Annotated in this window: 23 protein-coding genes, 4 tRNA genes and 1 other RNA gene; 16 read left to right on the top strand and 12 right to left on the bottom strand. The window is 71.7% G+C overall.

Going from position 1 to position 26,677, the window contains the following annotated elements:
* Window positions 1–65 precede the first annotated feature (65 nt).
* On the bottom strand, window positions 66–398 hold the full coding sequence (locus ACY34K_RS09900) for a hypothetical protein (RefSeq protein ID WP_462745765.1): 333 nt from the start codon (window positions 396–398) through the stop codon (window positions 66–68).
* Between the two features lie 661 nt (window positions 399–1,059).
* Between ACY34K_RS09900 and ACY34K_RS09905 the strand changes: the two genes are divergently transcribed.
* Both ACY34K_RS09905 and ACY34K_RS09910 read left to right on the top strand, forming a co-directional pair.
* Window positions 1,060–3,063, top strand: coding sequence for a nitrate- and nitrite sensing domain-containing protein (locus tag ACY34K_RS09905; protein ID WP_462745766.1), 2,004 nt, complete (start codon window positions 1,060–1,062; stop codon window positions 3,061–3,063).
* Window positions 3,060–3,470, top strand: a complete 411-nt coding sequence (locus tag ACY34K_RS09910) for a roadblock/LC7 domain-containing protein (RefSeq protein ID WP_462745767.1) — start codon at window positions 3,060–3,062, stop codon at window positions 3,468–3,470. The genes ACY34K_RS09905 and ACY34K_RS09910 overlap by 4 nt, the downstream gene beginning before the upstream one ends.
* A 78-nt stretch (window positions 3,471–3,548) precedes the next feature.
* Here the strand turns inward: ACY34K_RS09910 and ACY34K_RS09915 are convergent, their stop codons facing one another.
* Complete coding sequence (locus tag ACY34K_RS09915) at window positions 3,549–3,914, bottom strand: plasmid pRiA4b ORF-3 family protein (RefSeq protein WP_462745853.1); 366 nt, start codon at window positions 3,912–3,914, stop codon at window positions 3,549–3,551.
* Between the two features lie 195 nt (window positions 3,915–4,109).
* Window positions 4,110–4,194, bottom strand: a tRNA-Ser gene (locus ACY34K_RS09920).
* Between the two features lie 119 nt (window positions 4,195–4,313).
* On the opposite strand from ACY34K_RS09920, the gene ffs reads away from it, so the two are divergent.
* The 6 genes from ffs to ACY34K_RS09950 all read left to right on the top strand — a co-directional run bounded on the left by ffs (window position 4,314) and on the right by ACY34K_RS09950 (window position 12,889).
* Window positions 4,314–4,412, top strand: an RNA gene (gene ffs / locus ACY34K_RS09925) — signal recognition particle sRNA small type.
* A gap of 93 nt (window positions 4,413–4,505) precedes the next feature.
* Window positions 4,506–6,797, top strand: a complete 2,292-nt coding sequence (locus ACY34K_RS09930; RefSeq protein ID WP_462745768.1) for a DNA polymerase III subunit gamma and tau — start codon at window positions 4,506–4,508, stop codon at window positions 6,795–6,797.
* A 61-nt stretch (window positions 6,798–6,858) separates the two neighbouring features.
* Complete coding sequence (gene purD / locus ACY34K_RS09935; RefSeq protein WP_462745769.1) at window positions 6,859–8,109, top strand: phosphoribosylamine--glycine ligase; 1,251 nt, start codon at window positions 6,859–6,861, stop codon at window positions 8,107–8,109.
* Window positions 8,110–8,357: 248 nt separating this feature from the next.
* The gene (locus tag ACY34K_RS09940; protein ID WP_462745770.1) at window positions 8,358–10,202 is read left to right on the top strand and encodes a M48 family metalloprotease; all 1,845 of its coding nucleotides are present in this window, start codon (window positions 8,358–8,360) and stop codon (window positions 10,200–10,202) included.
* 172 nt (window positions 10,203–10,374) lie between these two features.
* Window positions 10,375–11,871: a N,N-dimethylformamidase beta subunit family domain-containing protein gene (locus tag ACY34K_RS09945; RefSeq protein WP_462745771.1), complete on the top strand. Its 1,497-nt coding sequence runs from the start codon at window positions 10,375–10,377 to the stop codon at window positions 11,869–11,871.
* A gap of 118 nt (window positions 11,872–11,989) precedes the next feature.
* Window positions 11,990–12,889 (top strand): phosphoribosylaminoimidazolesuccinocarboxamide synthase, encoded by a 900-nt coding sequence (locus tag ACY34K_RS09950; RefSeq protein WP_462745772.1) that lies wholly within the window; start codon window positions 11,990–11,992, stop codon window positions 12,887–12,889.
* A 61-nt stretch (window positions 12,890–12,950) separates the two neighbouring features.
* Here ACY34K_RS09950 and ACY34K_RS09955 read toward each other — a convergent pair.
* The 8 genes from ACY34K_RS09955 to ACY34K_RS09990 all read right to left on the bottom strand — a co-directional run bounded on the left by ACY34K_RS09955 (window position 12,951) and on the right by ACY34K_RS09990 (window position 17,618).
* Window positions 12,951–13,023 (bottom strand) — tRNA-Gly (locus tag ACY34K_RS09955).
* Window positions 13,024–13,045: 22 nt separating this feature from the next.
* Window positions 13,046–13,669, bottom strand: a complete 624-nt coding sequence (locus ACY34K_RS09960; protein ID WP_462745773.1) for a response regulator — start codon at window positions 13,667–13,669, stop codon at window positions 13,046–13,048.
* Window positions 13,666–14,991: a sensor histidine kinase gene (locus ACY34K_RS09965; RefSeq protein WP_462745775.1), complete on the bottom strand. Its 1,326-nt coding sequence runs from the start codon at window positions 14,989–14,991 to the stop codon at window positions 13,666–13,668. The genes ACY34K_RS09960 and ACY34K_RS09965 overlap by 4 nt, the downstream gene beginning before the upstream one ends.
* Before the next feature lie 27 nt (window positions 14,992–15,018).
* Window positions 15,019–15,783 (bottom strand): ABC transporter permease, encoded by a 765-nt coding sequence (locus ACY34K_RS09970; protein ID WP_462745776.1) that lies wholly within the window; start codon window positions 15,781–15,783, stop codon window positions 15,019–15,021.
* Between the two features lies 1 nt (window position 15,784).
* Entirely contained in the window at window positions 15,785–16,726 is a 942-nt protein-coding gene (locus tag ACY34K_RS09975; protein WP_462745777.1) for an ABC transporter ATP-binding protein, read from the bottom strand.
* 157 nt (window positions 16,727–16,883) lie between these two features.
* Window positions 16,884–16,956, bottom strand: a tRNA-Gly gene (locus ACY34K_RS09980).
* 79 nt (window positions 16,957–17,035) lie between these two features.
* Window positions 17,036–17,107 (bottom strand) — tRNA-Gly (locus ACY34K_RS09985).
* Between the two features lie 181 nt (window positions 17,108–17,288).
* Window positions 17,289–17,618 (bottom strand): histone-like nucleoid-structuring protein Lsr2, encoded by a 330-nt coding sequence (locus ACY34K_RS09990; protein WP_462745778.1) that lies wholly within the window; start codon window positions 17,616–17,618, stop codon window positions 17,289–17,291.
* 334 nt (window positions 17,619–17,952) lie between these two features.
* Between ACY34K_RS09990 and purS the strand changes: the two genes are divergently transcribed.
* The 5 genes from purS to ACY34K_RS10015 all read left to right on the top strand — a co-directional run bounded on the left by purS (window position 17,953) and on the right by ACY34K_RS10015 (window position 22,613).
* Window positions 17,953–18,198, top strand: a complete 246-nt coding sequence (purS, locus tag ACY34K_RS09995) for a phosphoribosylformylglycinamidine synthase subunit PurS (protein WP_266379892.1) — start codon at window positions 17,953–17,955, stop codon at window positions 18,196–18,198.
* Window positions 18,195–18,875 carry a phosphoribosylformylglycinamidine synthase subunit PurQ gene (gene purQ, locus ACY34K_RS10000; protein ID WP_462745780.1) on the top strand — a complete coding sequence of 227 codons (681 nt, stop codon included), beginning with the start codon at window positions 18,195–18,197 and terminating at the stop codon, window positions 18,873–18,875. The genes purS and purQ overlap by 4 nt, the downstream gene beginning before the upstream one ends.
* Window positions 18,872–21,121, top strand: coding sequence for a phosphoribosylformylglycinamidine synthase subunit PurL (gene purL, locus ACY34K_RS10005; RefSeq protein WP_462745781.1), 2,250 nt, complete (start codon window positions 18,872–18,874; stop codon window positions 21,119–21,121). The genes purQ and purL overlap by 4 nt, the downstream gene beginning before the upstream one ends.
* A 104-nt stretch (window positions 21,122–21,225) precedes the next feature.
* Entirely contained in the window at window positions 21,226–21,726 is a 501-nt protein-coding gene (locus ACY34K_RS10010) for a helix-turn-helix domain-containing protein (protein ID WP_462745782.1), read from the top strand.
* Between the two features lie 20 nt (window positions 21,727–21,746).
* Window positions 21,747–22,613, top strand: a complete 867-nt coding sequence (locus ACY34K_RS10015) for a M23 family metallopeptidase (protein WP_462745783.1) — start codon at window positions 21,747–21,749, stop codon at window positions 22,611–22,613.
* A gap of 54 nt (window positions 22,614–22,667) precedes the next feature.
* Here ACY34K_RS10015 and ACY34K_RS10020 read toward each other — a convergent pair whose 3' ends face one another.
* A complete protein-coding gene (locus ACY34K_RS10020; RefSeq protein ID WP_462745784.1) occupies window positions 22,668–23,072 on the bottom strand; it encodes a nuclear transport factor 2 family protein in 405 nt (134 codons plus the stop codon).
* A gap of 97 nt (window positions 23,073–23,169) precedes the next feature.
* Here ACY34K_RS10020 and ACY34K_RS10025 point away from each other — a divergent pair, with 97 nt between their 5' ends.
* The 3 genes from ACY34K_RS10025 to purF all read left to right on the top strand — a co-directional run bounded on the left by ACY34K_RS10025 (window position 23,170) and on the right by purF (window position 26,638).
* On the top strand, window positions 23,170–23,961 hold the full coding sequence (locus ACY34K_RS10025) for a maleylpyruvate isomerase family mycothiol-dependent enzyme (protein WP_462745785.1): 792 nt from the start codon (window positions 23,170–23,172) through the stop codon (window positions 23,959–23,961).
* A 181-nt stretch (window positions 23,962–24,142) separates the two neighbouring features.
* Window positions 24,143–24,952 (top strand): META domain-containing protein, encoded by an 810-nt coding sequence (locus ACY34K_RS10030; RefSeq protein WP_462745786.1) that lies wholly within the window; start codon window positions 24,143–24,145, stop codon window positions 24,950–24,952.
* Between the two features lie 159 nt (window positions 24,953–25,111).
* Window positions 25,112–26,638 carry an amidophosphoribosyltransferase gene (gene purF, locus ACY34K_RS10035; RefSeq protein WP_462745787.1) on the top strand — a complete coding sequence of 509 codons (1,527 nt, stop codon included), beginning with the start codon at window positions 25,112–25,114 and terminating at the stop codon, window positions 26,636–26,638.
* Window positions 26,639–26,677 lie beyond the last annotated feature (39 nt).

Raw genomic sequence — 26,677 nt, forward strand, 5'->3', positions numbered from 1 at the left:
GAGCGATGGTATCGACAGGGATACTATCGCTGTCGATACTTTCCCTCATTCCGGCGCGACGCTCATCACACTGTGGATGCGGGAGAGGCTGGAAACGCGCTCGGCGTCCCGTAGGTCGTGCCGGCGAGCAGTTTCTCCAGCGGGGCATCCAGACCCAGGGGCGCGTCCCACGCCTGCCGCAGCGGTCCGGCCACGCAGAGCTTCCCCGCGCCGTCCGGCCGGATCAGAGCATGATCGGCAAGAGCCTCCAATGCGGCCTCCAGATCGCGGGTGGTGCCGTCGTCGGCCGCTCCCAGCAGTTCGGCCAGGTCATCGCGCGACGCGGGCGCACGCAGCGCGGCCAGCGCTTCGGCGACCTGGAGATGCGGCAGCGCGAGCCGCGGCAGGGCAAGCGCCACCGATCCCGGGCGCTGAAGCCATCCAGGTCGTCCACGTCCGACGTGAAGACGGTGACCTGCCCCTTCTGCTGGCGTGCGATGACAGCGAACACGGCATCGATGGCGTGCTTGTGACCGTGCAGCTTGGCGTCTGCCAGGAGTCGTCGGGCCTGGCGGGCCTCGTCCTTTCCGATGTCGGCGACCTTGAGACGGGAGAGCACCCAGTCCCAGCGCTGCTCGGTGGTTCTGCCGTCGTACGCCTCGACCAGTGTCATGGGAGACGGCACCACCTGGGCCCCACCCCCGGCCGCGAGGTCGAGCCGGGCGATCGTCTTCCTGTCGTCGCGTACCGCCGGGACAGGGCTTCGCGGTCCAGTACGAAGACGCGGAGAGGCGGCTGCCCGTAGAGCCACGCTCCCACCCGCACCACACCCCTGTGCTTGACCATTCCGCGGTCACAATCTCTTGCTCTGCGGTGTGAGAGCGGCGCAACGGAATGTCCCACGCGGTCTAACAGGCAGGAAACCGGCCGCTACGGCGGTCGGACTAACTTCGTGACATGAGGGTGTGGATGCCCGTACGGCCGCTGCGCGGCAGGCTTGCCGCGATCGGCAAGGGCAGATTAGGCAAGGGCGGTTCAGCGCGCCGCCACGGGGCCCGAACGACTCCCGGGCGACGGCCGATGCCTGGCTGGCGCAGCATCAGGGGCCGGGTGGCGGTGGTCATCACGGTCCCGATCTGCTTGCTGCTGGCGGTGGCCGGTCTCGCCGTGCAAGGCCGCGCTGAGGCCCTCGGCGATGCCCGGACGACCCGTGCCGAGGTGGGCCTCAGCCTGCGCATCCAGGCCCTGGTGCACCAGCTGCAGCGCGAACGCGGCCTGACCAACGGCCTGTTGGGCGGTGCGAAGGAGTTCCGCCCACCGCTTTCCGCCACGCGCAAGCGCGTTGACACTGCACTGCGCCGAATGCGCAGCGAAAGCGCCGTCGAGGACGTCGTCCAGCGGCACTTGCGGCGTCTCGCCGACATCCGAGCCGCCGCCGACAGAGGCACCGCCGGCCAGGCCGCGACCCTTACCTTCTACACCGGCGCCGTCAACGCCCTGAACGCCGTCGATCCGGTGGCGGAAACCGCGACCGGCGCCGACCGTCAACTGCGTGACGGGCTGGCCGCGTTGCGCGAGCTGGCCGCCACCAAGGAGTCCGTCGCCCTCGAACGCGGACTCCTCAACGGTGTGTTCGCCCAGGGCGCCTTCCACGGACGCGCGTACATCGACTTCTCCGAGGTGCGAGCCACACGCGTCGCCGCCCTCGCCCGCTTCCGGCAGGTCGCCACCGCACCTCAGGACGCGGCACTGGAGAAAGCCTTCGCAACCGAGGACGCCGAACGCGCCACCGCTTACGAGAAACAGGCGGAAGGCGCCGCCGACGGCTCCCCGCTGCGCGCCGACGCCGGCACCTGGTGGGACGCGATGACCGTACTCGTCGACGATCTGTACGCCGTCCAGCAGTCGGTCGGTGACGGCGTACGGGACCGGGCCGATCGGCTCAGCCACGACGCCGAGCTGGCCCTCGCCGCCTATCTCGTCGCGGGCACGCTCATCGCCGCCCTTGTCGCGGGCCTCGCCGCTGTTGCCTCCCGGTCGCTCACGCGACCGCTCCGTGGGCTCGCCGAGACCGCTCACGACGTGGCGCGCCGCCGGCTGCCCGCAGCCGTCGCCCGTATCCAGCAGTCCCCGCAGGACCATGCTCAGCTCCTCCCGCCGGAGAACGTACGGGACAACCCCGATGCACGGCTGCTGGGCGGTGCGGCCGAGATCGCCGAGGTCGCGGCGTCCCTGCAGCAGGTTGAGCACACGGCCCTCCAGCTGGCTGCCCAGCAGGCTGGCCTGCGTCGCAACACCACGGAATCGCTCGCCAATCTCGGCCGCAGGAACCAGGGCCTCGTGCGTCGCCAGCTCAGCCTCATCACCCGCCTGGAACGGCAGGAACTCGACCCGGACGCCCTCGCCGAGCTCTTCGAGCTCGACCACCTCGCCACCCGTATGCGGCGCAACGCCGAAAGCCTGCTGGTCCTGGCCGGGCAGAATTCGCCGCGGGCCACGGCAGCAGCCGCCGACGGTCTGGAGGTCGTCCAGTCCGCAGTCGCCCAGGTGGAGCAGTACCGTCGAGTTCTGATCGCGACCGTGGAGCGGGTGCGGGTGCGTGGGCACGCCGTCGCAGATGTCGCCCACCTCCTCGCCGAGCTCATCGAGAACGGACTGAATTTCTCGCCCCCGACCGAACCGGTCGAGGTGCACGGCTGGTACGACAACGAGGACGACACGTACTCCTTCGGTGTCGTCGACCACGGCATCGGCATGTCCGAAGCCGACAAAGCACGTGCGGGCGCCCTCCTCTCCGACTCCGGCGAGGAGACCCTGGTTGCCGCACCCACCCGGTTCCTCGGCCACCTCGTCGTCGGCCGACTCGCCCACCGTCTCGGTGAAGGCGCTCAAGTCCACCTCTTCGACACCCCTGGCGGCGGCCTGTCCGCCCTTCTTGTCCTCCCCGGGCGCCTGCTCGCCCCCGTGGAGGACCCCTCCACATCACCCCCACCCGCCAGGCCCGCTGTCTCCTCCCTGCTCAACGGCTTCCGAGCAGGTGTCGCCCGCGCCGAAGCCAGAAACCCCCAAGGAGCGTCATCGTGACCACCGCCGTCCAGAGTTTCGGCTGGCTCGTCTCGGAGTTCGTGCGCACCGCCGACGGCGTCACCGATGCCGTCGCCGTTTCCTCTGACGGCCTGCTCATGGCTGCCTCGGACAGCCTCGGCCGAGATCGCGCCGACCACTTGGCCGCCGTCGTCTCCGGCATCACCAGCCTCGCCCAGAACGCGGCGACGGCACACGGCTTCCACGGCATGAAGCTCGTCATGATCGAAATGCTTGGCGGCTTCCTCATAGTCGGTCGTATCCGCGACGGCAGCTGCCTCGGCGTCCTCGCCGCCGACGGGTGCGACGTGGGCCTCGTCGGCTACGAAATGGCCGTCCTCGCCGACCGCGCCGGCGAGCTGCTCACCCCGCAGTTGGTACGCGAACTGCACTCCGCGCTCAGGTGAGGCCCACCCGTTCGCCGCCCCCCTGCCTCCCTTACCAGTCCGTGCCGCGAACGGTGGCGTGGCCGGGCGGCTCGTCTTTCATGGTGCCGTGAGGCGCAGCAGCCACGCGTTGGCCTCGTCCGGCGCGAAACGGTCAGGGGCGAATTCCGTGGCGGACCGAAGTCCGAGCCACACCAGCATGGCGTGGTGTGCCTCATGCGCCGGGTCGGCGAGGATCGCTTTGAGATCGCTGTAACCGGGTCCGCCGCCGCAGTCCTCGGGCGGGCACGCCCCGGCACCGTCCACGCAGTGCGGATAGCGAAGCCCGGCTGAGGCTGTCTGGAACTGCTCCACGGCGACGAGGTGATCCCAGTGGACGCCCAGTTTGAGCAGGGCGGTTGGTGTGGCGCTGCGCTCGTCGCAGAATCCGAGTTCGCCGTCGGGACGGTAGACACGGAAACGGATCGGTCCCCGGCCAGGTCCCGGAGTGCAGACCGACTGGAATGGCCACCGGCCGCCGCGAGGGACTCACGCCACTACACCTGGGCAGAATGTCTCAAAAGTCGGAAATAGGTGAGACCAGAACTGAGACCAGGGCATGCCGAAGACCCCGGCCGCTGGAGCGGTCCGGGGTCTTCGTTTCGCCTGTTCAGGCGGCTGCGGAGGATACGAGATTCGAACTCGTGAGGGGTTGCCCCCAACACGCTTTCCAAGCGTGCGCCCTAGGCCTCTAGGCGAATCCTCCGCCGGAAACATTACATGACCGAGAGGAGTGCTCGCGAACCTGCTCTCCGGGTCGCCCCCCGGGTCGCTTCCGGGGCTCCCCGGGGTGGCCCGGGCGGCTCCGGGATCGGGTACTCTGGCCGCAGCCCCTCACGTGGCGCTATCTGACTGAACTCCCCCAGGGCCGGAAGGCAGCAAGGGTAGGTCGGCTCTGGCGGGTGCGTGGGGGGCGCTTGCGTTTCCGGGGTGGGCCGGGGCAGGTCGCTCGGCCAGGGCCGGGGCAGGTCGCTCGGGCAGGGCCGGTTGTCGGTGCGGCCCGATATCGTCGTAAGCGTGTCGTCCCTTGCGCTGTACCGCCGCTATCGCCCCGAGTCCTTCGCCGAGGTCATCGGGCAGGAGCATGTAACCGACCCGCTGCAGCAGGCCCTGCGGAACAACCGGGTCAACCACGCGTACCTGTTCAGCGGGCCCCGCGGCTGTGGAAAGACGACCAGCGCCCGCATCCTGGCCCGCTGTCTGAACTGTGAGCAAGGTCCCACGCCGACTCCCTGCGGGGAGTGCCGGTCGTGCCGGGACCTCGCCAGGAACGGGCCGGGATCGATCGACGTCATCGAGATCGACGCGGCTTCTCACGGGGGTGTGGACGACGCCCGTGACCTGCGCGAGAAGGCCTTCTTCGGCCCGGCGAGCAGCCGGTACAAGATCTACATCATCGACGAGGCGCACATGGTCACCTCGGCGGGCTTCAACGCCCTGCTGAAGGTGGTCGAGGAGCCGCCGGAGCACCTCAAGTTCATCTTCGCGACGACCGAGCCCGAAAAGGTCATCGGCACGATCCGGTCGCGTACGCACCACTATCCCTTCCGGCTGGTGCCGCCCGGGACGCTGCGGGACTACCTCGCGGAGGTCTGCGGCAAGGAGCAGATCCCCGTCGAGGAGGGCGTGCTGCCGCTCGTCGTGCGGGCCGGGGCCGGTTCGGTGCGTGACTCGATGTCCGTCATGGACCAGTTGCTGGCCGGAGCCGCCGCCGACGGTGTGACATACGCCATGGCCACGGCGCTGCTCGGGTACACCGACGGGTCGCTGCTCGACGCCGTGGTGGACGCCTTCGCGGCCGGTGACGGTGCGGCGGCGTTCGAGGTCGTCGACCGGGTCGTCGAGGGCGGCAACGACCCGCGGCGGTTCGTCGCCGATCTGCTGGAGCGGCTGCGGGACCTGGTGATCCTCGCCGCCGTGCCGGACGCCGCCGACAAGGGGCTCATCGACGCTCCCGCCGATGTGATCGAGCGGATGCAGGCACAGGCGTCGGTCTTCGGCGCGGCCGAGCTCAGCCGCGCGGCGGACCTGGTGAACACCGGTCTGACGGAGATGCGCGGCGCGACCTCGCCGCGGCTCCAGCTGGAGCTGATCTGCGCGCGCGTGCTGCTGCCCGCCGCCTTCGACGACGAGCGTTCGCTACTGGCCCGGCTGGACCGGCTGGAGCGGGGCGCCGCGGCGCAGCCCGCCGTCTCCTTCCAGGCCGGCGGTCCGGGCCCGGCCATGGGGTACGTTCCCGGGCCCGAGGCCCATGTCCAGCCCGCGCCCGCAGGGCCGGGCGGTGGACCCGCCGCGGCCCGTGCGGCGGTACGGGGTCCGGGGGCCGCTCCCGGACCGGGGGCCCAGCCGCCCGCGCCGGCGCCGGCCGCCGCGGTCGCTCAGGAACCCGCTCCTGCCCCCGCGCCTGCCCCGGCTGCCCCGGAGCCGTCCCCGGCGCCCTCGCCCCAGTCCCCGGCGCCCGCCGCGAACCGGCCCGGCGCCTGGCCCTCCGCCGCGGCGCCCGGCTCCCAGGGCGGCGCCGAGCGGCGTCCCGGCGGCTGGCCGACCGCTTCGGCACCCGGCTCCGGGCCCTCCCCGGCGCCGTCCGCGCCGCAGCCCCAGGAACCGGCGCCGGCGGCCCAGGCGCCTGCGACTGCCGCGGCTCCCGCCGGGCCCGCGCCGGGCATGGCCCAGGGCGCCGTCCAGGTGCGGAACATGTGGCCGCAGATCCTGGAGGCGGTCAAGAACCGCCGACGTTTCACGTGGATCCTCCTGAGCCAGAACGCCCAGGTGGCCGGGTTCGACGGCACCACCCTGCAACTCGGCTTCCTCAACGCGGGAGCCCGGGACAACTTCGCGAGCAGCGGCAGCGAGGACGTGCTGAGGCAGGCACTGGCGGAGCAGTTCAACGTCCAGTGGAAGATCGAGGCGATCATCGACCCGTCGGGCGGTGCCACTCCTCCGCCCGCCTCCGGCGGCTTCGGCGGCGGTGGGGGACACGGCGGTGGCGGCGGCTACGGCGGCCGTCCGCAGCAGGGTCAGGGCCCGGCACCGTCCGTGCCCGCTTCCGCCCCGCAGGGCCCGCCGCCCACGGCCGGCCGCGGGCCCGCCGCCTCCCAGCCCCCGCAGCACGCCGCTCCGCAGGCCTCCGCGTCTTCCCCCGCGTCCGCCCCGCCGGCCGACCGCCCCGCCGCGCCCCGGCCCGTGGCGCCCGAGGACGACATGCCGGAGGACGACGACCCGGACCTCGTGGACTCGGCGCTCTCCGGTCATGAGCTGATCGTCCGGGAGCTCGGGGCCACCGTGGTGGAGGAATATACGAACGAGTAGCGGGGCGCGGCTCGGCGGCCCGCACAAGGGGCACTCCGCCCAGCGGGCTACCCTGGCTGCCGTGAAGGTCCTCGTCATCGGCGGCGGCGCCCGCGAACACGCCCTGTGCCGCTCCCTCTCTCTCGATCCCGACGTCACCGCTCTGCACTGCGCGCCCGGCAACGCCGGAATCGCGGAGGTCGCCGAGCTGCACCCGGTGGACGCCCTCGACGGCGCCGCCGTGGCCGGCCTGGCCGGTGACCTGGAAGCCGACCTGGTCGTCGTCGGCCCGGAGGCGCCGCTCGTCGCCGGCGTCGCCGACGCCGTACGCGCCGCCGGCATCCCCTGCTTCGGCCCGTCCAAGGAAGCCGCTCAGCTGGAGGGCTCCAAGGCGTTCGCGAAGGACGTGATGGCCGCCGCCGGTGTCCCCACGGCCCGCAGCTACGTCTGCACCACGCCGGAGGAGATCGACGCGGCGCTCGCCGCGTTCGGCGCTCCGTACGTCGTCAAGGACGACGGCCTCGCGGCCGGCAAGGGCGTCGTGGTCACCGGCGACATCGAGCAGGCCCGCGCCCACGCGCTCGCCTGCGACCGGGTGGTCATCGAGGAGTACCTGGACGGCCCCGAGGTCTCCCTCTTCGCGATCACCGACGGGACGACCGTCCTGCCGCTGTCGCCCGCCCAGGACTTCAAGCGGGCGCTCGACGACGACGAGGGCCCCAACACCGGGGGCATGGGTGCCTACTCGCCGCTCCCGTGGGCGGACCCCAAGCTGGTCGACGAGGTCATGGCGACCGTCCTCCAGCCGACCGTCGACGAACTGCGCCGCCGTGGCACTCCGTTCTCCGGGCTGCTGTACGCCGGGCTCGCGATCACCGGCCGCGGTGTGCGGGTCATCGAGTTCAACGCCCGGTTCGGCGACCCCGAGACCCAGGTCGTGCTCGCCCGCCTCAAGACGCCGCTGGCCGGCGTCCTGCTGCACGCCGCCAACGGCACGCTCGACGCCGAGCCGCCGCTCAACTGGCGCGACGAGGCCGCCGTCACCGTGGTCGTCGCCTCGCACAACTACCCCGGCACGCCCCGCACCGGTGACCCGATCGAGGGCCTGGACGAGGTCGCGGCACAGGACGCGCCGCACGCGTACGTCCTGCACGCCGGTACCAAGAAGCAGGGCGACGCGATTGTCAGCGCCGGTGGCCGCGTCCTCTCGGTCACCGCGACCGGCGAGACCCTGGCGCAGGCCCGCGAGCGGGCGTACGCCGCGGTGGCGCGGATCCGCCTGGACGGCTCCCAGCACCGTACGGACATCGCCCGCCAGGCGGCCGGGGAGTGAACCCCGCCCGCCCCTGAACCGTCTGCACCTTTGCCCAAAGCCATTCCATCGAGTGACGGCTGAGCCATCCGGATGACGCCTGCCGACGCCCCAACTAGGGTGCCGCGCAGGCATTCCGGCACTTGGCCCACCGGCATTGCGATGTCAGTGGCGGGTGCCACAGTGGGGGAGTGACCAACACCGCCGAGGGGCATCCGCCGCAGGGCAGGAGGGGGTGACGTACGGCCGTGTCCGATTCCGGTTCCGGTATGGGTGAGGAGAGGGGCGCGCATGCCGCGCGTGCCCGCGCCCTCGCGGTGCTGCGGGTGCGCAGCCGGGGGCTGGCGCTCGCGCTGCTTCCGGCGGCCGTCGCCGTGGTGCTTCTCGTGGGTGGCGTGACGGGCCGGCTGTCCGGCCCCGGCTGGGACGCCGCGCGCTGGGTGGCGGCCGTGTGCGCCGTGGTCGTGCTGCTCGCCGCCGCGGCGGTGGCGACCGTCATCGCGCGGGCCAGGCCGGCGCTGACGCCCACCGTCGAGCTGACTCCGGCGTCCGCCCCGGATCTGTACCGGATGGTCCAGGACCTGGCGGGGCGGATGGACGTGCCGGCGCCCTCGGCGATAGCGCTGACGCCCGACTGCGACAGCTGGCTCGAGGACCGTACGCACCGGGCGCACGGCACCCCGGGCGGCCACCGTCGTGGCACGCCGCCCGTACTGGTCATCGGCTCGCCCTTCCTGTGGTGGATGCGGGTGGGCGAGCTGCGCGCGGTGCTCGCGCCGGTCGTCGCGGGTACGGGACCGTCCGCCCACCCGGACATAGCCGCCGCCCGCCGCTTCGTGCGTGGCCTGGACGCGGCGGTGGCGGCGGCGGCCCGCCCCGGGCTCGACCCCGTGCGGCGCATGGGCGCGCGGGGCGTGGGCGTGGCCGTGCGGGTGCTGCTGCGCGGCTGCCGGGTGCACGCCGCCGAGATGGAGCGGGGTGTCGCGGCCGCCGCGTCCGAGCGTGCACAGGCTGTGGATTACGGCCTGCGGATCGTCGCCCAGGAGCAGGTCGGGCTGGCGTACGCCGGATGGGACCGGCTGCTGACCCGGGTGGCGCTGCCCGCGTGGCGGATGGGCCGCTGGCCCTCCCGGCTCGACGCGGGTGTGGTCTCCGCGCTCACCGAGCTGTCGCGGCGCGACCGGCTCGCCGAGGGCTTCGCCTCCCGGCTGGGCGAGCGGCCCGCGTGCGATCTCCTCGAAGAGCCCGGGCTGGTCGACGAGGCCGCCTCGCTGTTGGCCGCCCGCCTCTTCCACGGCGGTCCGGCCGAACCGGGCCCCGGCTGGGCGCCGGTCGACTGGCAGCAGTATCCGGAGGAGGTCGTCGACCGGAAGTGGCGCACGGAGGCGGCGCGGCTCCACCGGGTCCTCGACGGGCTGGGCCGGCGGGGCGAGGCGGCGGACGAGGCCGCGGAAGGGCCGACGCTGGCCCGTGTGATGGACCATCTGGCCGGCCGGAGCGGCGAGACGCTCGCGGCGGCGATCACCGCGGAAGTGGCCCGTGAGGAGTCCGCGGCGGCCGGCCCCGCCGGGACGACCGCGGTGCCCGGCGGACACGCCGCCCCCGGCGCCCCGGCCGCCACGGTCGACGACGACGCGCTGCGCCCGGCTCCCGCCCCCACGGTCGACGACGACGGCACGCTCCGCCCGGCTCCCGCCCCGGGCGCCCCGGGCGCCCCGGCTCCGGGCACGGTCCCGGGCCCGGCTCCCCTGCCGCGGCCTCCCACCCCTGCCGCCTCCGCCGTCCCCGCTGTTTCCGCCGTCCCCGCCGGTCCGGCCGGCGTCTGGGCCGGGACGGACCAGGTGCCGCTGTTTCCGCTGCAGCCGCCGCGCACGGGTCGCGAGCTGCTCGCCGACCACGTCACGGCCATGGTGTGCTGCGCCGCTGTGGACACCGCCGGTGCCGCTCCCGGGCTGGACTGGCTCGACGGCCCTACGCTCCTCGTGGGGGGCGAGCGCCGCCCGGACCTGGCCGCGCGGGTCCTGACGCTCATCGAGGAGGCCGACCCGGAGCCGCTGCGCTCGTGGCTGGCCACCGTCGGCGTACGCCCCGAGAAGCCCGTTCGCCTCGTGTGACGGGGCCCGAGGGCGGGGGGAGGCCGGGAAAACGGCGCGCCTCTTCCGGAACGCGACGCTCCGTTCTTATGGATTCACGACGAACGGTAACGGTCCGGGTGCGTTATGTGATGTGCTGTGAACCGGTTGACTCAGAGAACTGCATCAGCGGGGGAATCGAGGGAGGGGCAGCATGGGGGCGGAACAGATCCGGCGGTGGGAATCGGGGGCCCTCGCCCATGCCGTCACCGATCCGTTCGGCCAGGGCCCGTTGCCCTGGCTGCGCGGCAGCGAGCAGTACTTCGGAGACACCGGCCAGGTCGTCGCCTGGTACGCCGATCAGGCCCTGGACCACCTCGGCATCGGCGGCGCCCCGGCCCGGGCACGCCCCGCGTGCCCGGGTGCCCCTCGCGCCGCCGACGACGTGCACCGCCAGATCAAGGGCTTCGCCTCCGCCAGTGCCGTCACGCCCGGTGAGGCGATCGACTTCCACATCACCGTGGACCCGCCGCAGCAGTTCTCCGTCGACATCTACCGGATCGGGCACTACGCGGGCGACGGCGCCGCGAAGATCACCACGAGCCCGCGCCTCTCCGGCATCGTCCAGCCGCCCCCGCTGACGGCCGACCGCACCGTGTCGTGCCACCACTGGTGGCTCTCCTGGCGGCTGCAGGTTCCGTCGTACTGGTCGATCGGGGCGTACGTCGCGGTCCTCACCACCGTCGACGGCTATCGCTCGCACATCCCGTTCACGGTCCGCGACAGCCACCCCGCCGACCTGCTCCTGCTGCTCCCGGACATCACCTGGCAGGCGTACAACCTCTACCCGGAGGACGGCCGGACCGGCGCCAGTCTCTACCACGCCTGGGACGAGGAGGGCCGGCTGCTCGGTGAGTCCGGGGCGGCCACCACCGTCTCCTTCGACCGCCCCTACGCGGGCGCGGGACTGCCGCTGCACGTGGGCCACGCCTACGACTTCATCCGCTGGGCCGAGCGGTACGGCTACGACCTGGCCTACGCCGACGCGCGTGATCTGCACGCCGGCCGCATCGACCCGACCCGGTACCGGGGCATGGTCTTCCCCGGCCACGACGAGTACTGGTCGGTGCCCATGCGCCGTACGGTCGAGCTCGCCCGCGACCACGGCACGTCCCTCGTCTTCCTGTCCGCCAACACCATGTACTGGCAGGTCGAGCTCGCGCCGTCGCCCTCCGGGGTGCCGGACCGGCTCCTGACGTGCCGCAAGCGCCGCGGTCCGGGCAAGTCCGCGCTGTGGCGGGAGGCGGACCGCTCCGAGCAGCAACTGCTCGGCATCCAGTACGCGGGCCGGGTCCCCGAGCCGCATCCGATGGTCGTGCGGAACGCCGACCACTGGCTGTGGGAGGCCACGGGCGCCGGCGACGGCGACGAGCTGCCGGGCCTGGTCGCGGGCGAGGCCGACCGGTACTTCCCGCGGACCGCCCTGCCGGAGCACCAGGGCCGCATCCTGCTCGCCCACTCGCCCTACCGGGACGGCGAGGGCAGCACACGACACCAGGAGACGTCGCTCTACCGCGCCCCCTCCGGCGCCCTCGTCTTCGCCTCCGGCACCTTCGCCTGGTCGCCCGCCCTGGACCGGCCGGGTCATGTCGACCTCCGGATCCAGCGCGCCACGGCCAACCTGCTGGACCGCATCTGCAAACGGGACTAGACAGCACCTGAGCCCCGGCCCGCGCGACCCTCCGAGCCGGTGGAAGACCCCTGGCCGAGCGCGGTCCTCCGCATGCGGGAGAATCGGATGCGATTGGACAGAACCACGGGGAGGAACCGTGTCCGGATTCGTCGAAAAGCCCGAACCGCTTCAGGTCCCGGGCCTGGTGCATCTGCACACCGGCAAGGTGCGCGACCTGTACCGGAACGAGGCGGGCGACCTCGTGATGGTCGCCAGCGACCGCATTTCCGCGTACGACTGGGTCCTGCCGACCGAGATCCCGGACAAGGGCCGGGTCCTCACCCAGCTCTCTCTGTGGTGGTTCGACCGGCTGTCCGACCTGGCCAGGAACCACGTCGTCTCCACGGAGCTGCCGGCCGGCGCGCCCGCGGACTGGGCGGGCCGCACCCTGATCTGCAAGTCCCTGCGGATGGTCCCGGTCGAGTGCGTGGCCCGCGGCTATCTGACCGGCTCCGGCCTGGTGGAGTACAACGCGTCGCGCACGGTGTGCGGCCTCGCCCTCCCCGAGGGCCTGACCGACGGCTCCGAACTGCCGGCGCCGATCTTCACCCCGGCCACCAAGGCGGCCGTCGGCGACCACGACGAGAACGTGTCGTACGAGGAGGTGGCCCGGCAGGTCGGCGCGGAGACCGCCGCCCATCTCCGCCAGGCGACGCTCGCCGTGTACAGCCGGGCCCGTGACATCGCCCGCGACCGGGGCATCATCCTCGCGGACACCAAGTTCGAGTTCGGCTTCGACGGCGACGACCTGGTGCTGGCGGACGAGGTGCTGACGCCGGACTCGTCCCGCTTCTGGCCCGCCGCGTCCTGGGAGCCGGGCCACGCCCAGCCGTCGTACGACAAGCAGTTCGTACGGGACTGGCTGACCTCCCCGGAGTCCGGCTGGGACCGCAGGAGCGAGCAGCCGCCGCCCCCGCTGCCGCAGCACGTCGTGGAGGCCACCCGCGCCAAGTATCTGGAGGCGTACGAGCTGCTGACGGGCAAGAGCTGGCAGTAGGCGGACACGACGGGGACACGAAGAAGCCCCCGGCCGACCGGCCGGGGGCTTCCTCTTCTTGAGCGGACGACGAGATTCGAACTCGCGACCCTCACCTTGGCAAGGTGATGCTCTACCAACTGAGCCACGTCCGCATGCGCCGTAGCGCGGAACCCACTATACCCAACCTCGCTCGCGTGCGAGACGCACTGCCGCGTGACGGTTCTCCGCACCCAGCTTCGAGACGGCGGACGACAGATAGTTGCGGACCGTCCCCTGGGACAGGGAGGCCCGCTCGGCGATCTCCACGACGGGCGCGCCGTCCGCGGCCAGCTCCAGTACCTCGGCCTCCCGCGCGGTCAGCGGCGAGTCGCCGGCGGAGATCGCGTCGGCGGCCAACTCGGGGTCCACATAGCGGTTCCCGGCATGGACGGTACGGATGATCTCGGCGAGCCGCTGGGCGCTGACGGTCTTCGGGACGAAGCCCCGCACCCCCGCCGCGAGGGCGCGCTTGAGGTGTCCGGGCCGGCCGTGACTTGTCACGATCATGGTCCGGCAGCCGGGCAGTTCCGCCCGCAGGGTTGTGGCGACCTTCACACCGTCGGCGCCCGGCATCTGCAGATCCAGCACCGCGACATCGGGCCGGTGCGCCCGTGCCATGGCGAGGGCCTCGGGGCCGGAGCCCGCCTCGGCGACGACCACGAGATCGTCCTCCAGGCCGAGGAGCGCGGCGAGCGCTCCGCGGATCAGGTGCTCGTCGTCGGCGAGGAGTACGCGCACGGTCGAGTCCTGCCCGGTCATATCGCCTCCGCCGCCCTTCCCGATCCGGCGCGGGGCCCGGCGGCCGTCGCGGCCCCGCTCCCGGCGTCGGCGCCCGACCCCGCCCCGGCCGGGGCGGGGTCTTCCGCGGTGCCGGCCTCGCCCACGGGGATGCGGGCCGTCAGCCGGAAACGCTCCCCTTCGGCCGGGCCGGCCTCCAGGGTGCCGTCCAGTGCCGCGAGCCGTTCCCGCAGTCCCGCCAGGCCGGACCCGGCACCTCCGACGCCGTTCACCGTGCCCGTCCCCGCGCCGTCGTTCTCCACGATCAGCACCGCACTCCCGTCCGTCACCGTCACCGATACGGTGCAGCGGCGCGCGTCCCCGTGCCGGAGCACGTTCGTCGTGGCCTCCCGGACCACCCACCCGAGCGCCGACTGCACCCGCGGCGGAAGCACCGGCTCGGAGGAGTCGACGACGCAGCGGATGCCGGCCGCCGCCAATACGCCCCGGGCCCCTTCCAGTTCGGTGTGCAGGTCCGCCTCCCGGTAGCCGCGCACCACGTCGCGCACCTCGCGCTGGGACTCCTGCGCGATGTGCTGGACCTCGGCCATCTGCTCCACCGCCTGGTCGGTGAGCCCGCGCCGTGCCAGCTGCACGGCGAGTTCGCTCTTGAGGGCGATGACCGAGAGGTTGCGGCCCATCACGTCGTGCAGGTCACGGCCGAAGCGGAGGCGTTCCTCCGCGACCGCGAGCCGGGTCTGCAACTGGCGAGCCTCGTCCAGCTCCCACACCGACTTCAGCAGCCAGCCGGAGAAACCGCTGGTGAAGGCAAGCGCGAAGCCTCCGAGGAGGACACCGAGCCCGAAGCCGGGGGCCTCGCGTGCCGGCAGCCCGACCGCGAGGCAGGCGACCGCGATGCCCGCCACCGAACCGAGGACGAGACAGAGCATGTGCCGGACCTTGGGCAGGCAGAGCACCAGCCCGCCGATGGCGAAGGAGACGACGCCGACGGCCAGCGACGCGGTGTCCGACACGTCGGTGAGGACCCGGAAGCGGCGCAGCGCGAGGACGGTGACCGCCGTGACGACGGTCAGCAGGATCTCCGCGGCGATGAGCCGGTCCGGCCGGGCCCGCCGCCCCGTGACCCAGTCCAGGGCGCGGGAGGCCAGCACACCGGTGAGCACCGCGTGGGCGCAGGCCGCCAGGAAGAGCCAGCCGCCGAGCATCCGGTTGGGCCCCGAGAGCGGGCCGACTCCGATCGCGCCGACCTCGCCCAGCGCGAGCGCGTGGTACGACCAGCGGGTGTAGAGCTCGACCTTCTCCGGATTGCTGCGGCGGCTCCACCACCCGGTCAGCCTCGCCATGCCCTGTTCCCCCGTCCCCCTGCACCCTCAGCGCCGCGGCTCCCAGCGGAACCACCGCTGCACAGCAAACACCGAGATCAGTGTCCAGGCCAGCGCGGTGAGCGCGGCGCCCACCACCTCCTTGGTGTCGGCGCCCCCGAGCCAGCCGGCCCGGACGAGCGTCATCACCCCGCTGAGCGGGAGGAGTTCCAGCACGGACGCGATCGTGTCGGGGAACGTCTCCAGCGGTACGAACAGCCCGGAACCCATCGCCGAGACGAGGAACAGCGGCATCGTCGTGAGCTGGGCGCTCTCCGTGGTCCGGGTGACCGCGGCCGTCACGGCGGCCAGCCCCGCCAGCATCACGATGCCCAACAACATGCCGCCGACGAGTAGTTCGGGCCGTTCCGGCGCACCGACGCCGAGGAACGCCACTCCGGCCACCACCATCAGCGCGCACTGCGCGACGGCGAGCACGACCGCGGGCAGCGCCGTTCCGGCGAGGATCTCCCGGTCCGAGGCCTCTCCGGTGCGCAGGCGCTTGAGGACCAGTTCCTCGCGGCGGGTCACGTAGGCCGAGACGAGGTTCAGGTACACGACGAGGATCAGCACCATGCCGATGCCGCCGCTCACCGACGCCTCGACGGCGTTCATCCCGCTCTCGTCGTAGCCGACCTGATCGAGCGTCGACCGGATCGCGCCGACCATGAGCAGCGGCATGAGCAGGGCGGTGAAGAGTGCGTACCTGTTCCGCACGAGCAGGGTGAGTTCGGCCCGCCCCAGCGCGGTCAGCCGCTCCGTCATCGTGGTCATGTCACACACCCGCCGTTTCCGTGCTCGCCGTGTTCCGCGCGTCCGACTGCGCGATGTCGAGGAAGGCCTCTTCGAGAGAGGCCGACCGGGCGTCGAGCCCTTCCAGCCGTACGCCGGTCTCGTCGGCCCACCGCAGCAGCTCGCCCAGGGCGTCCTGCAGCTCGTGGGTGCGGATCTCGACCCGCCGGCCGCTCTCGGCGGCCCGCAGCGACAGCGGGAGCTGCCCGGCCCGCACGCCCTCCGGGAGGACGAAGCGGATGCGGGACGGCCGCGAGGCCGTCACCTCGGCCGGGGTTCCGGCCGCCACGATGCGCCCCTGGTGCATGATCGCCAGCCGGTCGGCGAGCGCCTCGGCCTCCTCCAGGTAGTGCGTGGTCAGCAGCACGGTGGTGCCGGTGTCGCGCAGTGCGCGCACCAAATCCCAGGTGTCGCGGCGCCCCTCCGCGTCGAGCCCGGTGGACGGCTCGTCGAGGAACAGCACCTCGGGCCGTCCCAGCAGGGCGAGTGCCAGGTCGAGCCGGCGCTTCTCGCCGCCGGACAGCTGCTTGACGCGGACGCCGGTCCGGCCGCCGAGCCCGACCATCTCCAGGGCCTCACCGGTCGGCCGGGCGCCGCTGGTGCAGCCGGCCCACATCCGTACGGTCTCGGCGACCGTCAGGTCGGAGGGGAAGCCGCCCTCCTGGAGCATCACGCCGATCCTGGGCCGTACGGCGGACCGTTCCCGGTAGGGGTCGTGGCCGAGCACCCGCACCGTGCCGCCGCTGGGGAGGGCCAGGCCCTCCAGCAGCTCCACGGTGGAGGTCTTGCCGGCGCCGTTCGTCCCGAGCAGGGCGAAGATCTCGCCCTGGGACACGGAGAAGGAGATTCCCGAAACGGCCTCGAAGCCACCGGCGTAACTGCGCCGGACCCCGTCGGCCTCGATCACGTACTCATCGCTGGTCATGTCTCCAGGCTTCCGCCGGACGGCGGGCGCGGGCAGTGCGCGCTGTCACCACCGCTGATGACAAATGTCATCGGCGGGCCGGCGGCCGGCGGACATCCGGAGCGTCGGCGGACACGACGAAGGCCCTGGTCGTGATGACCAGGGCCTTCGTGCTCTGAGCGGACGACGAGATTCGAACTCGCGACCCTCACCTTGGCAAGGTGATGCTCTACCAACTGAGCCACGTCCGCATTGCTGCCGCTCGGCTTTCACCGGGCGGTGCGAACACCACTGTACCTGATGCACCGGAGTGCTCGGTACGCGATGCAGAGCGGGTGACAGGAATTGCACACTGCGCCTTCCCCCTGGAAGGGGGATGTTCTGCTACTGAACTACACCCGCACGCTGCTTGGTTCGGGGCCTTGCGGCCTCGCCCCTCGGCGTGATCCAGACTCTAGCGGATCACCCGGGGTGCTGCGCAACTCGAGTGACCGCGGGCGGGGTGGTCCCGGCGGTCCGGCCGGTGGCGGCGCGGTGCCGGGGCGGGTGCCGGGCGGTGTGGTCGCGGTGCCGGCGGGCCGGTTCAGCTCGCCTCGCGGAACGCCTCGTAGACCCGCTTGGGGATCCGCCCCCGGGCCGGCACGTCCATCTTGTTGGACTGCGCCCAGGCGCGGACGGCCGCCGGGTCGGGTGCGAGGGCGGTGTGCCGGTACGCCGCGCGGGGCTTCTCCGCACCGGCGCGCTTGCTCCGGCCGGCCGCCATGTACGGGGCGAGAGCCTTGCGCAGTTTCTTTGCATTGGCGGGATTCAGGTCGATCTCGTACGACTTCCCGTCCAGGCCGAACGTGACCGTTTCCGCCGCTTCTCCGCCGTCGATGTCGTCGAAGAGAGTGACCACTACGCGCTGCGCCACGGATATCGGTCCTTTCCCGCGGTGTTGCCGTGTCCTTCGTGTGGTGGTCACACGGTTGACATGCGGCGATACCGACTTCTGGGCTACTGAGGGGCAATGCTGCTTTCCTCGTATTCCTTTGTACAGCGGAAGGCATCGCATTGTGAAGCCCAGCCAATTGCATCCGCGTGTCCGGCGGCAATGGCCGGGCGGATTCTTTTCCGGGATTTTCCGCGCCGGTCGCGGTCGCCCTTCCGGCGGGCATTTGGAGGGTCCTCCAGATGTCTACCCGCGTAGAATTTGGAGACAGGTACGCTGAGGGAACCGCCCACGCAACACACCACCGGGAGTGCCAGTGGCACGCGTCGTAGTCGACGTCATGCTCAAGCCGGAGATCCTCGACCCGCAGGGACAGGCGGTGCAGCGCGCACTGCCCCGCCTCGGCTTCGAGGGGATCGCGGACGTCCGTCAGGGAAAGCGCTTCGAGCTGGAGGTGGAGGGGCCGGTCGATGACGCCGCCCTCGCCCGCATCCACGAGATGGCCGAAACCTTCCTCGCTAACACCGTCATCGAGGACTTCGTCGTAAAGGTGGAGTCGTGACCGCTCGCATTGGAGTCGTCACCTTCCCCGGCACACTCGACGACCGGGACGCGCTGCGGGCCGTCCGGCTCGCGGGCGCCGAGCCCGTCTCGCTGTGGCACCGCGACAAGGACCTCAAGCAGGTCGACGCGGTCGTCCTCGCGGGCGGCTTCTCCTACGGCGACTACCTGCGCGCCGGGGCCATCTCCCGCTTCTCGCCGGTGATGGGGACGATCATCGACCAGGCCAGGGCCGGCATGCCGGTCCTCGGCATCTGCAACGGCTTCCAGATCCTCACCGAGGCCCACCTGCTGCCCGGCGCGATGCTGCAGAACAACCATCTGCACTTCATCTGCCGGGAGCAGAAGCTGCGGGTGGAGAACGGCGCGACGGCCTGGACCGCCGACTACGAGCAGGGCCAGGAGATCTCCGTCCCGCTCAAGAACATGGACGGCCGGTACGTCGCCGACGAGCGCACGCTCGACGAGCTGGAGGCCGAGGGCCGGGTCGCCTTCCGCTACCTGGACATCAACCCCAACGGCTCGCTGCGGGACATCGCCGGCATCACCAACGCCGCCGGCAATGTCGTCGGCCTGATGCCGCACCCCGAGCACGCCGTGGAGCCGCTCGTCGGCACCGGGGGCACCGACGGCCTCGGATTCTTCACCTCGATCATCAAGAAGCTGGTCGCCGCATGACCCTGGACACCGTCAAGCACGCAACCGAGACGCCGGACGTCGAGCAGCCGTGGGCCGAGCTCGGCCTCAAGCAGGACGAGTACGAGCGCATCCGCGAGATCCTCGGCCGCCGCCCGACCGGCGCCGAGCTCGCCATGTACTCCGTCATGTGGTCCGAGCACTGCTCGTACAAGAGCAGCAAGATCCACCTGAAGCAGTTCGGCGAGAAGGCCCCCGAGAACGACGCGCTGCTGGTCGGCATCGGTGAGAACGCCGGCGTCGTCGACGTCGGTCAGGGATACGCGGTCACCTTCAAGGTCGAGTCGCACAACCACCCGTCGTACATCGAGCCCTACCAGGGCGCGGCCACGGGCGTCGGCGGCATCGTCCGCGACATCCTCGCCATGGGCGCCCGCCCGGTCGCCGTCGTGGACCCGCTGCGCTTCGGCGCGGCCGACCACCCCGACACCAAGCGCGTCCTGCCGGGCGTCGTCGCGGGCATCGGCGGCTACGGCAACTGCCTGGGCCTGCCGAACATCGGCGGCGAGGTCGTCTTCGACTCCTGCTACCAGGGCAACCCGCTGGTCAACGCCGGCTGCATCGGCGTGATGAAGCACGAGGACATCCACCTCGCCAAGGCCTCCGGCCCCGGCAACAAGGTCATCCTGTACGGCGCCCGCACCGGCGGCGACGGCATCGGCGGCGTCTCGGTCCTCGCGTCCGAGACCTTCGACGACAGCAAGCCGACCAAGCGGCCCGCCGTCCAGGTCGGTGACCCGTTCCAGGAGAAGCTCCTGATCGAGTGCACCCTTGAGATCTTCAAGGAGAAGCTCGTCGCGGGCATCCAGGACCTCGGTGGCGCGGGCCTGTCCTGCGCGACCAGCGAGCTCGCCTCCGCCGGCTCCGGCGGTATGCGCGTCGAGCTGGACACCGTGCCGCTGCGCGACGCGACGCTCTCGCCCGAGGAGATCCTCATGAGCGAGTCGCAGGAGCGCATGTGCGCGATCGTCGAGCCGCAGCACGTCGACCGCTTCATGGAGATCTGCGAGAAGTGGGACGTCACCGCCACCGTCATCGGTGAGGTCACGGACGGCGACCACCTGGAGATCTTCTGGCACGGCGAGCTGATCGTGGACGTGCCTCCGGGCACGGTCGCCCACGAGGGCCCGACCTACCACCGGCCCTACGAGCGCCCGGAGTGGCAGGACGCGCTCCAGGCCGACGACGCGGGCAAGCTGCCCCGCCCGCAGAGCGCGGACGAGCTGCGCGAGCAGGTCCTGAAGCTGGTCGCGCACCCGAACCAGGCCTCCAAGGCATGGGTCACGGACCAGTACGACCGGTTCGTGCAGGGCAACACGGTCCTCGCCCAGCCCGAGGACGCGGGCATGATCCGCATCGACGAGGAGACCAACCTCGGCGTCGCGATCGCCACCGACGGCAACGGCCGGTACGCCAAGCTCGACCCGTACACGGGCGCTCAGCTGGCGCTCGCGGAGGCGTACCGCAACGTCGCCGCCTCCGGTGCCAAGCCGCTGGCCATCTCCGACTGCCTGAACTTCGGCTCGCCCGAGGACCCGGCCGTCATGTGGCAGTTCGCGGAGGCCACGCGTGGTCTCGCGGACGGCTGCCAGCAGCTCGGTACGCCGGTGACCGGCGGCAATGTGTCGCTCTACAACCAGACCGGGGACGTGGCGATCCACCCGACGCCCGTCGTCGCGGTGCTCGGTGTGATCGACGACGTCAACCGCCGGACGCCGATCGCCTTCGCGGAAGAGGGCCAGCTCCTCTACCTGCTGGGTGACACCAAGGAGGAGTTCGGCGGCTCGGCCTGGTCCGAGGTCGTCCACGGCCACCTCGGCGGTCTGCCGCCGGCCGTCGACCTGGACCGGGAGAAGCTGCTGGGCGAGATCCTGATCTCCGCCTCCCGCGACGGCATGATCGACGCCGCGCACGACCTGTCGGACGGCGGTGTGATCCAGGCGGTCGTCGAGTCGTGCCTGCGTGGCGGCAAGGGCGCGCGGCTCGTCGTCCCGGACGGTCTGGACGCCTTCACCTTCCTGTTCAGCGAGTCGGCCGGCCGGGCGGTCGTGGCCGTCCCGCGCAGCGAGGAGCTCCGCTTCACCGACATGTGCGGGGCGCGCGGGCTGCCCGCGACCCGTGTCGGTGTCGTGGACGGCGACGAGGTCGTCGTGCAGGGCCAGTTCGGCATCGCGCTGAGCGAGCTGCGCACGGCGCACGAGGAGACCATCCCCGGTCTGCTCGTCTGACGTTCCGTGGTTCGGAGCCCCCGTCGGGACCTGGTCCCGACGGGGGCTCCGTCGTCTCCGGACCGACTTGCGTCATCATTACGTAGTTACGTAATATTTCAGTCATGGAGCTGGAGGAACGCGTCGCCGCCCTGGAGCGGCGTATGGAGGCGCTGGAGAGCGCGGACCGTGCCGCGCCGCCGGTGGCCGCGGGGGATTTCTGGGCCCTGGAAGGGCTCAAGGCGCGGCTCGCGGAGGCCGGCGCGGCGGACGGTGGCGTGCTGTTTACCGGAGCCGTGCGGCTGCCCACGGGAGAGCAGTACGAGTGGCAGTACGGCGCGCTCGCGGACGGGCAGCTGGAGGAGGACTGGTCCGAGGCCGCCGATTCGTTCGCGGCGCTCGGCCACCCGGTCCGGCTCCGGCTCCTGCGGGAGATCGTCGGCGGCCGGCGCACGGCCGCCGAACTGGCCGACCTGGCGGACCTCGGCACGACCGGCCAGATCTACCACCACCTGCGCCAACTGACCGGCGCGGGCTGGCTGCACACCGCCGGGCGCGGCCGGTACGAGGTCCCGCCCGGACGGGTCGTGCCCCTGCTCGTGACGCTGTCCGCGGCCCGACCGTAAGCAAGCCAAGGGGGAAAAGCATGTCCGTACACAAGTTCGCCGCGATACTCGTCCGTCTGCTCTGGGCCGTCTTCATCGCCCAGGCCGTCGTCTCGGCCTTCGTCGACCTGCCGTACAACTACTGGCTCGGCTGGCTGCCCGCCGTCGCGGCCGTCGCCCTCGGTGCCGTACTGCGCAAGGGCGAGGACCGCGGGATCGCCGAGGCGGCCGCCAAGGCCGGGCCCACGACCGAGGTCGAGCCGCCCGTGACCGGCACCTGGTCCGCGCTGAACAGCCCCGCCGACCGGGTGCCCAGCCACGGCACCCACGAGCTCGGGCAGACCTACGCCATCGACATCGTGGCCGAGTCCGGGGAGCGCCCCCGACCCGGCTTCGCCTGGCTGTGGCCGCTCGTCCGGCGCCCCGAGGCCTTCCCCGCCTTCGGCGCCCCGCTGCTCGCCGTCGCCGACGCGACGGTGGTGCACGCCGAGGACGGCCAGCGCGACCACCTGAGCCGCAACTCCCTCGCCGGGCTGATCTACATGCTGGTGTTCGAGTCGACGGTCCGTTCCCTCGCCGGGACGCGGTGGATCACCGGCAACCACCTCGTGCTGGACCTCGGTGACGGTACGTACGCGATGTACGCCCACGTCAAGCGCGGCTCCCTGAGGGTGCGTACGGGCGACCGGGTGGCCGCGGGACAGCGGCTGGCCGACTGCGGCAACTCCGGCAACTCCTCGGAGCCGCACGTGCACTTCCAGCTCATGGACGGCCCGGACATGCGAACGGCCAAGGGGCTGCCGTTCCTGTGGCGCGACATCGGTGTCCCGGCCGGCGGCGACACCTTCACCACGAACGACACCTTCACCACGGGCACCACGGACACCGCTCTGCTCCCTCGCGGGTGAGCAGAGCGGCGCAGGACGGGCCGTACGGGCCAGACAGGACTTGCGAAACACGCCCTAATCGGCCATGCCCCAGAAGGCGTCCGCCTCGTCGATGTCCTCGACACACTCGTCGATGTCGGAGACCTTGCCGCCGACGATCGTGAAGAAGAGCCCGCCTCTCATCTCTATGCCCCGGTCACCCTTGTCGCCGTGCCACTTGTGGACGGACATCACGTGCCCGCGGCCGTCCGGGAAGATGCCCTGCAGCTCCACCCGGAAGGTGCCGCCGGTCAGCTCGAAGAGCCTGGCGTAATGGGCCATGACGTTGTCCCGGCCCTTGTGGTGCCCGGAGAGTTGGCTCGATCCCGGCGAATGGTGGGTACAGTCCGCCGTGAACAGCGACGCGAGGGTGTCCATGTCGCCCCGCGTGAACGCTTCGTAGCCCTGGCGCACCAGGGCACTGTCCGGGTGTTCAGCCATGGTGTTCCACACCTTTCCTGCCGGTGGTGCCCCCTCCCTCCCATCGTCGGCCCCTTCGGCGCCCCCTGCCACGCGTGAGTCGATTAACCTCGCCCCCATGGCAACGGCCCGCAGACGCACGCGCAGTTACGACTCCGCCAGGATCCGAGCGAGCGTGCTCGCGCAGTTCGACCACGTCGGCAAGGCTGTCCTCACGCTCACCCACGAACAACTCGGCCTGCCGACCCGGCTCGGGGACTGGACGGTCCGGGAGCTGGCCGCGCACCTCACGACGGCGCTCGGCAGTGTCGTGCGCGGCCTGGAGGGACCCGCGCCCGCCCGCCGGGAGCTGGCCCTGCTGGACTGGCCGTTCGCCACCGTCACCGCCTCGGAGCGGGTCGACGAGGACACCCGGGCGATCGCCGCCGGAACGGAGCTCGGCGAGCTGTACGCGCGCACCGAGGCGGGTATCGCCACCCTGCTGCCCGGGGCCCCGGACGACCGGCTCATCGCCACCCGGTTCGGCGGGATGCGACTCGACGACTTCCTGGTCACCCGCACCGTGGAACTGATCGTCCACACCGACGACCTCAACGACGCGACCGGGCTCGGCATCCCGTACGACCGCCAGGCCCTGGCCGCCTGCACCCGGCTGCTCGCCGACGCGCTCGCCGTGAAGGCCCCCGGTGGCTCGGTGGAGGTCCGCGTCCCGCCGTACGCCGTGGTGCAGTGCGTCGAAGGCCCCAGGCACACCCGTGGCACCCCGCCCAACGTCGTCGAGACGGACCCGCTCACCTGGATCCGCCTCGCCACCGGCCGCGAGAGCTGGGCCACCGCCGTGGCCGCGGCCCAGGTGAGCGCCGGCGGCGACCGCGCGGACCTCTCTGCCGTGCTCCCGGTCCTGGGCTGAGCCACAGGGCAACGGCGCCCGGTCCCGGGCCGAGGCACAGGGCACGACGCCCACCCGGCGGGTGATCCGGGCACGGTCGACCGTCGACACCGGCAACAGGCGCCCCGGGGGAGAACCGAGCCCTTCCCGGAGGCCACCGGAACCGGAAGCGTGTTCCGCCCGTCCCAGTGGCATGCAGACGATGAGGAAACAGCACTTCACCGCGGCCGCGACCCTGGCCTCGCTCCTCCTCCTCGCCGCCTGCGGCTCCGAGACCGGAGCCGGGGCGGGCGACGGCGGCGGTTCGGTGGCCACCGATCTGCCGGTCACCGGAGTCCACTGGTCCGTCGACAGCGTCACCGTCGACGGCAAGAAGAGCGCCGCACCGGCCGGCGCCCATGTCCGGATCGACTCCACGGGCATGGCCAGGGGCAACTTCGGCTGCAACCACTTCAACGCCAAGGCCTCCGTCGAGGGGGACACGATCACCGTCAGCGACGCGGGGATGACCGAGATGGCCTGCAAGGAGCCGGTCCAGGGTTTCGAGAACAGCCTGAAGTCGGCGTTCGAGGGCAAGCTCAAGGCCGAGCTGGCGGACGGCCGGCTCACCCTCACCACCGCCGACGGCGACTCGATCCAGCTGACGGAGCAGCCTCCGGCCCCGCTCGTCGGGACGAAGTGGACGGTCGAGTCGCTGCTCTCCGGCGAGACCGCGACCTCGCTGCCGGCCGGCGCCGAGGGCAAGGCCCACATGGTGTTCGAGAAGGACGGCCGGGTGCATGGCAACCTCGGCTGCAACCGGTTCAGCACGACCGCGAAGAAGGACGGTTCCACGCTCACGTTCGGCCGCGTCACCAGCACCCGCATGCTGTGCGCCGGGCCGCAGATGGAGGTCGAGCGGGCCCTGCTCGAGGCGCTGAAGGGCAAGGTCACGTACAAGATCGACCACCGCAGCCTTTCGGTCACCGCCGCCGGCGGCACGGGCTTCGCGGCGCGCGCGGCCGACAAGTAGGCGGGCGCGCACTGCGAGGTCCGTCACACCCGGCGCGTCGCCGCGCCTGGAAAAGTCCCCTGGTCAGCGGGGGTGGCCCTGGGAAATGCGGTGTTCGCGCCGGGCCGCGGGCGTATCCCCAATTCGGACCAGTGGTCGATCTCGCCTACACTCGGTGGCGTGCCACGTGGTGACGGTCGACTCAATCACGATCTGCTTCCCGGCGAGAAAGGCCCCCAGGACGCTTGTGGCGTCTTCGGTGTCTGGGCCCCGGGTGAAGAGGTCGCAAAGCTCACTTACTTCGGGCTCTACGCCCTCCAACACCGGGGTCAGGAATCCGCGGGAATCGCGGTCAGCAACGGCTCCCAGATCCTCGTCTTCAAGGACATGGGCCTGGTTTCCCAGGTCTTCGACGAGACTTCTCTCGGTTCTCTCCAAGGTCATATCGCGGTCGGTCACGCCCGCTACTCGACCACCGGAGCCTCCGTGTGGGAGAACGCGCAGCCGACGTTCCGGGCGACTGCCCACGGTTCGATCGCGCTCGGCCACAACGGCAACCTGGTCAACACGGCCGAGCTCGCCGAGATGGTCGCCGACCTCCCCAAGGAGAACGGCCGGGCCACGCAGGTGGCGGCCACCAACGACACCGACCTGGTCACCGCGCTCCTCGCGGGCCAGACGGACGACGACGGCAAGCCGCTGACCGTCGAGGACGCCGCCGCCAAGGTCCTGCCGGACGTGCGGGGCGCCTTCTCCCTCGTCTTCATGGACGAGCACACCCTCTACGCCGCCCGCGACCCGCAGGGCATCCGCCCGCTCGTCCTGGGCCGTCTGGAGCGCGGCTGGGTGGTGGCCTCCGAGTCCGCCGCCCTGGACATCTGCGGCGCGAGCTTCGTCCGCGAGATCGAGCCGGGTGAGCTCATCGCGATCGACGAGAACGGTCTGCGCACGTCCCGATTCGCGGAAGCGAAGCCCAAGGGCTGTGTCTTCGAGTACGTGTACCTGGCCCGTCCGGACACCGACATCGCCGGCCGGAACGTGTACCTCTCCCGGGTGGAGATGGGGCGCAAACTGGCCAAGGAAGCCCCGGTCGAGGCCGACCTCGTCATAGCCACGCCCGAGTCCGGCACGCCCGCCGCGATCGGTTACGCGGAGGCCAGTGGCATTCCCTTCGGCGCGGGCCTGGTCAAGAACGCGTACGTGGGCCGGACCTTCATCCAGCCGTCGCAGACCATCCGCCAGCTGGGTATCCGCCTGAAGCTGAACCCGCTCCGGGAGGTCATCAAGGGCAAGCGCCTGGTGGTCGTCGACGACTCGATCGTCCGCGGCAACACCCAGCGCGCCCTGGTCCGGATGCTCCGGGAGGCGGGCGCCGCCGAGGTCCACATCCGGATCTCGTCCCCGCCGGTGAAGTGGCCCTGCTTCTTCGGCATCGACTTCGCCACCCGCGCCGAGCTGATCGCCAACGGCATGACGGTCGAGGAGATCGGCAAGTCGCTCGGCGCCGACTCGCTCTCGTACATCTCGATCGACGGCATGATCGAGGCCACGACCATCGACAAGCCGAAGCTGTGCCGTGCCTGCTTCGACGGCGAGTACCCGATGGAGCTGCCCGATCCGGAGCTCCTCGGCAAGCAGCTCCTGGAGACCGAGCTGGCCGCCGGTCCCGCCGCCACCGCGGCGGCCGACGCCCTCCGTCGCCCGTAAGACCCCGCTGCAACCGCGCAGTACGACACGAAAGTTCTG

The sequence above is a fragment of the Streptomyces sp. STAM6 genome, from assembly GCF_054963715.1.

Excerpts from the sequence above, each read along its gene's own strand:
- ACY34K_RS10015 (WP_462745783.1), top strand. The coding sequence starts at position 21,747 with ATGTCCGTACACAAGTTCGCCGCGATACTCGTCCGTCTGCTCTGGGCC.
- ACY34K_RS10025 (WP_462745785.1), top strand. The coding sequence starts at position 23,170 with ATGGCAACGGCCCGCAGACGCACGCGCAGTTACGACTCCGCCAGGATC.
- ACY34K_RS10010 (WP_462745782.1), top strand. The coding sequence starts at position 21,226 with ATGGAGCTGGAGGAACGCGTCGCCGCCCTGGAGCGGCGTATGGAGGCG.
- ACY34K_RS09945 (WP_462745771.1), top strand. The coding sequence starts at position 10,375 with ATGGGGGCGGAACAGATCCGGCGGTGGGAATCGGGGGCCCTCGCCCAT.
- ACY34K_RS09975 (WP_462745777.1), bottom strand. The coding sequence starts at position 16,726 with ATGACCAGCGATGAGTACGTGATCGAGGCCGACGGGGTCCGGCGCAGT.
- ACY34K_RS09960 (WP_462745773.1), bottom strand. The coding sequence starts at position 13,669 with ATGACCGGGCAGGACTCGACCGTGCGCGTACTCCTCGCCGACGACGAG.
- ACY34K_RS10020 (WP_462745784.1), bottom strand. The coding sequence starts at position 23,072 with ATGGCTGAACACCCGGACAGTGCCCTGGTGCGCCAGGGCTACGAAGCG.
- ACY34K_RS09905 (WP_462745766.1), top strand. The coding sequence starts at position 1,060 with ATGCCTGGCTGGCGCAGCATCAGGGGCCGGGTGGCGGTGGTCATCACG.
- purL (WP_462745781.1), top strand. The coding sequence starts at position 18,872 with ATGACCCTGGACACCGTCAAGCACGCAACCGAGACGCCGGACGTCGAG.
- ACY34K_RS09970 (WP_462745776.1), bottom strand. The coding sequence starts at position 15,783 with ATGACCACGATGACGGAGCGGCTGACCGCGCTGGGGCGGGCCGAACTC.
- ACY34K_RS09940 (WP_462745770.1), top strand. The coding sequence starts at position 8,358 with ATGGGTGAGGAGAGGGGCGCGCATGCCGCGCGTGCCCGCGCCCTCGCG.
- ACY34K_RS10030 (WP_462745786.1), top strand. The coding sequence starts at position 24,143 with ATGAGGAAACAGCACTTCACCGCGGCCGCGACCCTGGCCTCGCTCCTC.
- ACY34K_RS09965 (WP_462745775.1), bottom strand. The coding sequence starts at position 14,991 with ATGGCGAGGCTGACCGGGTGGTGGAGCCGCCGCAGCAATCCGGAGAAG.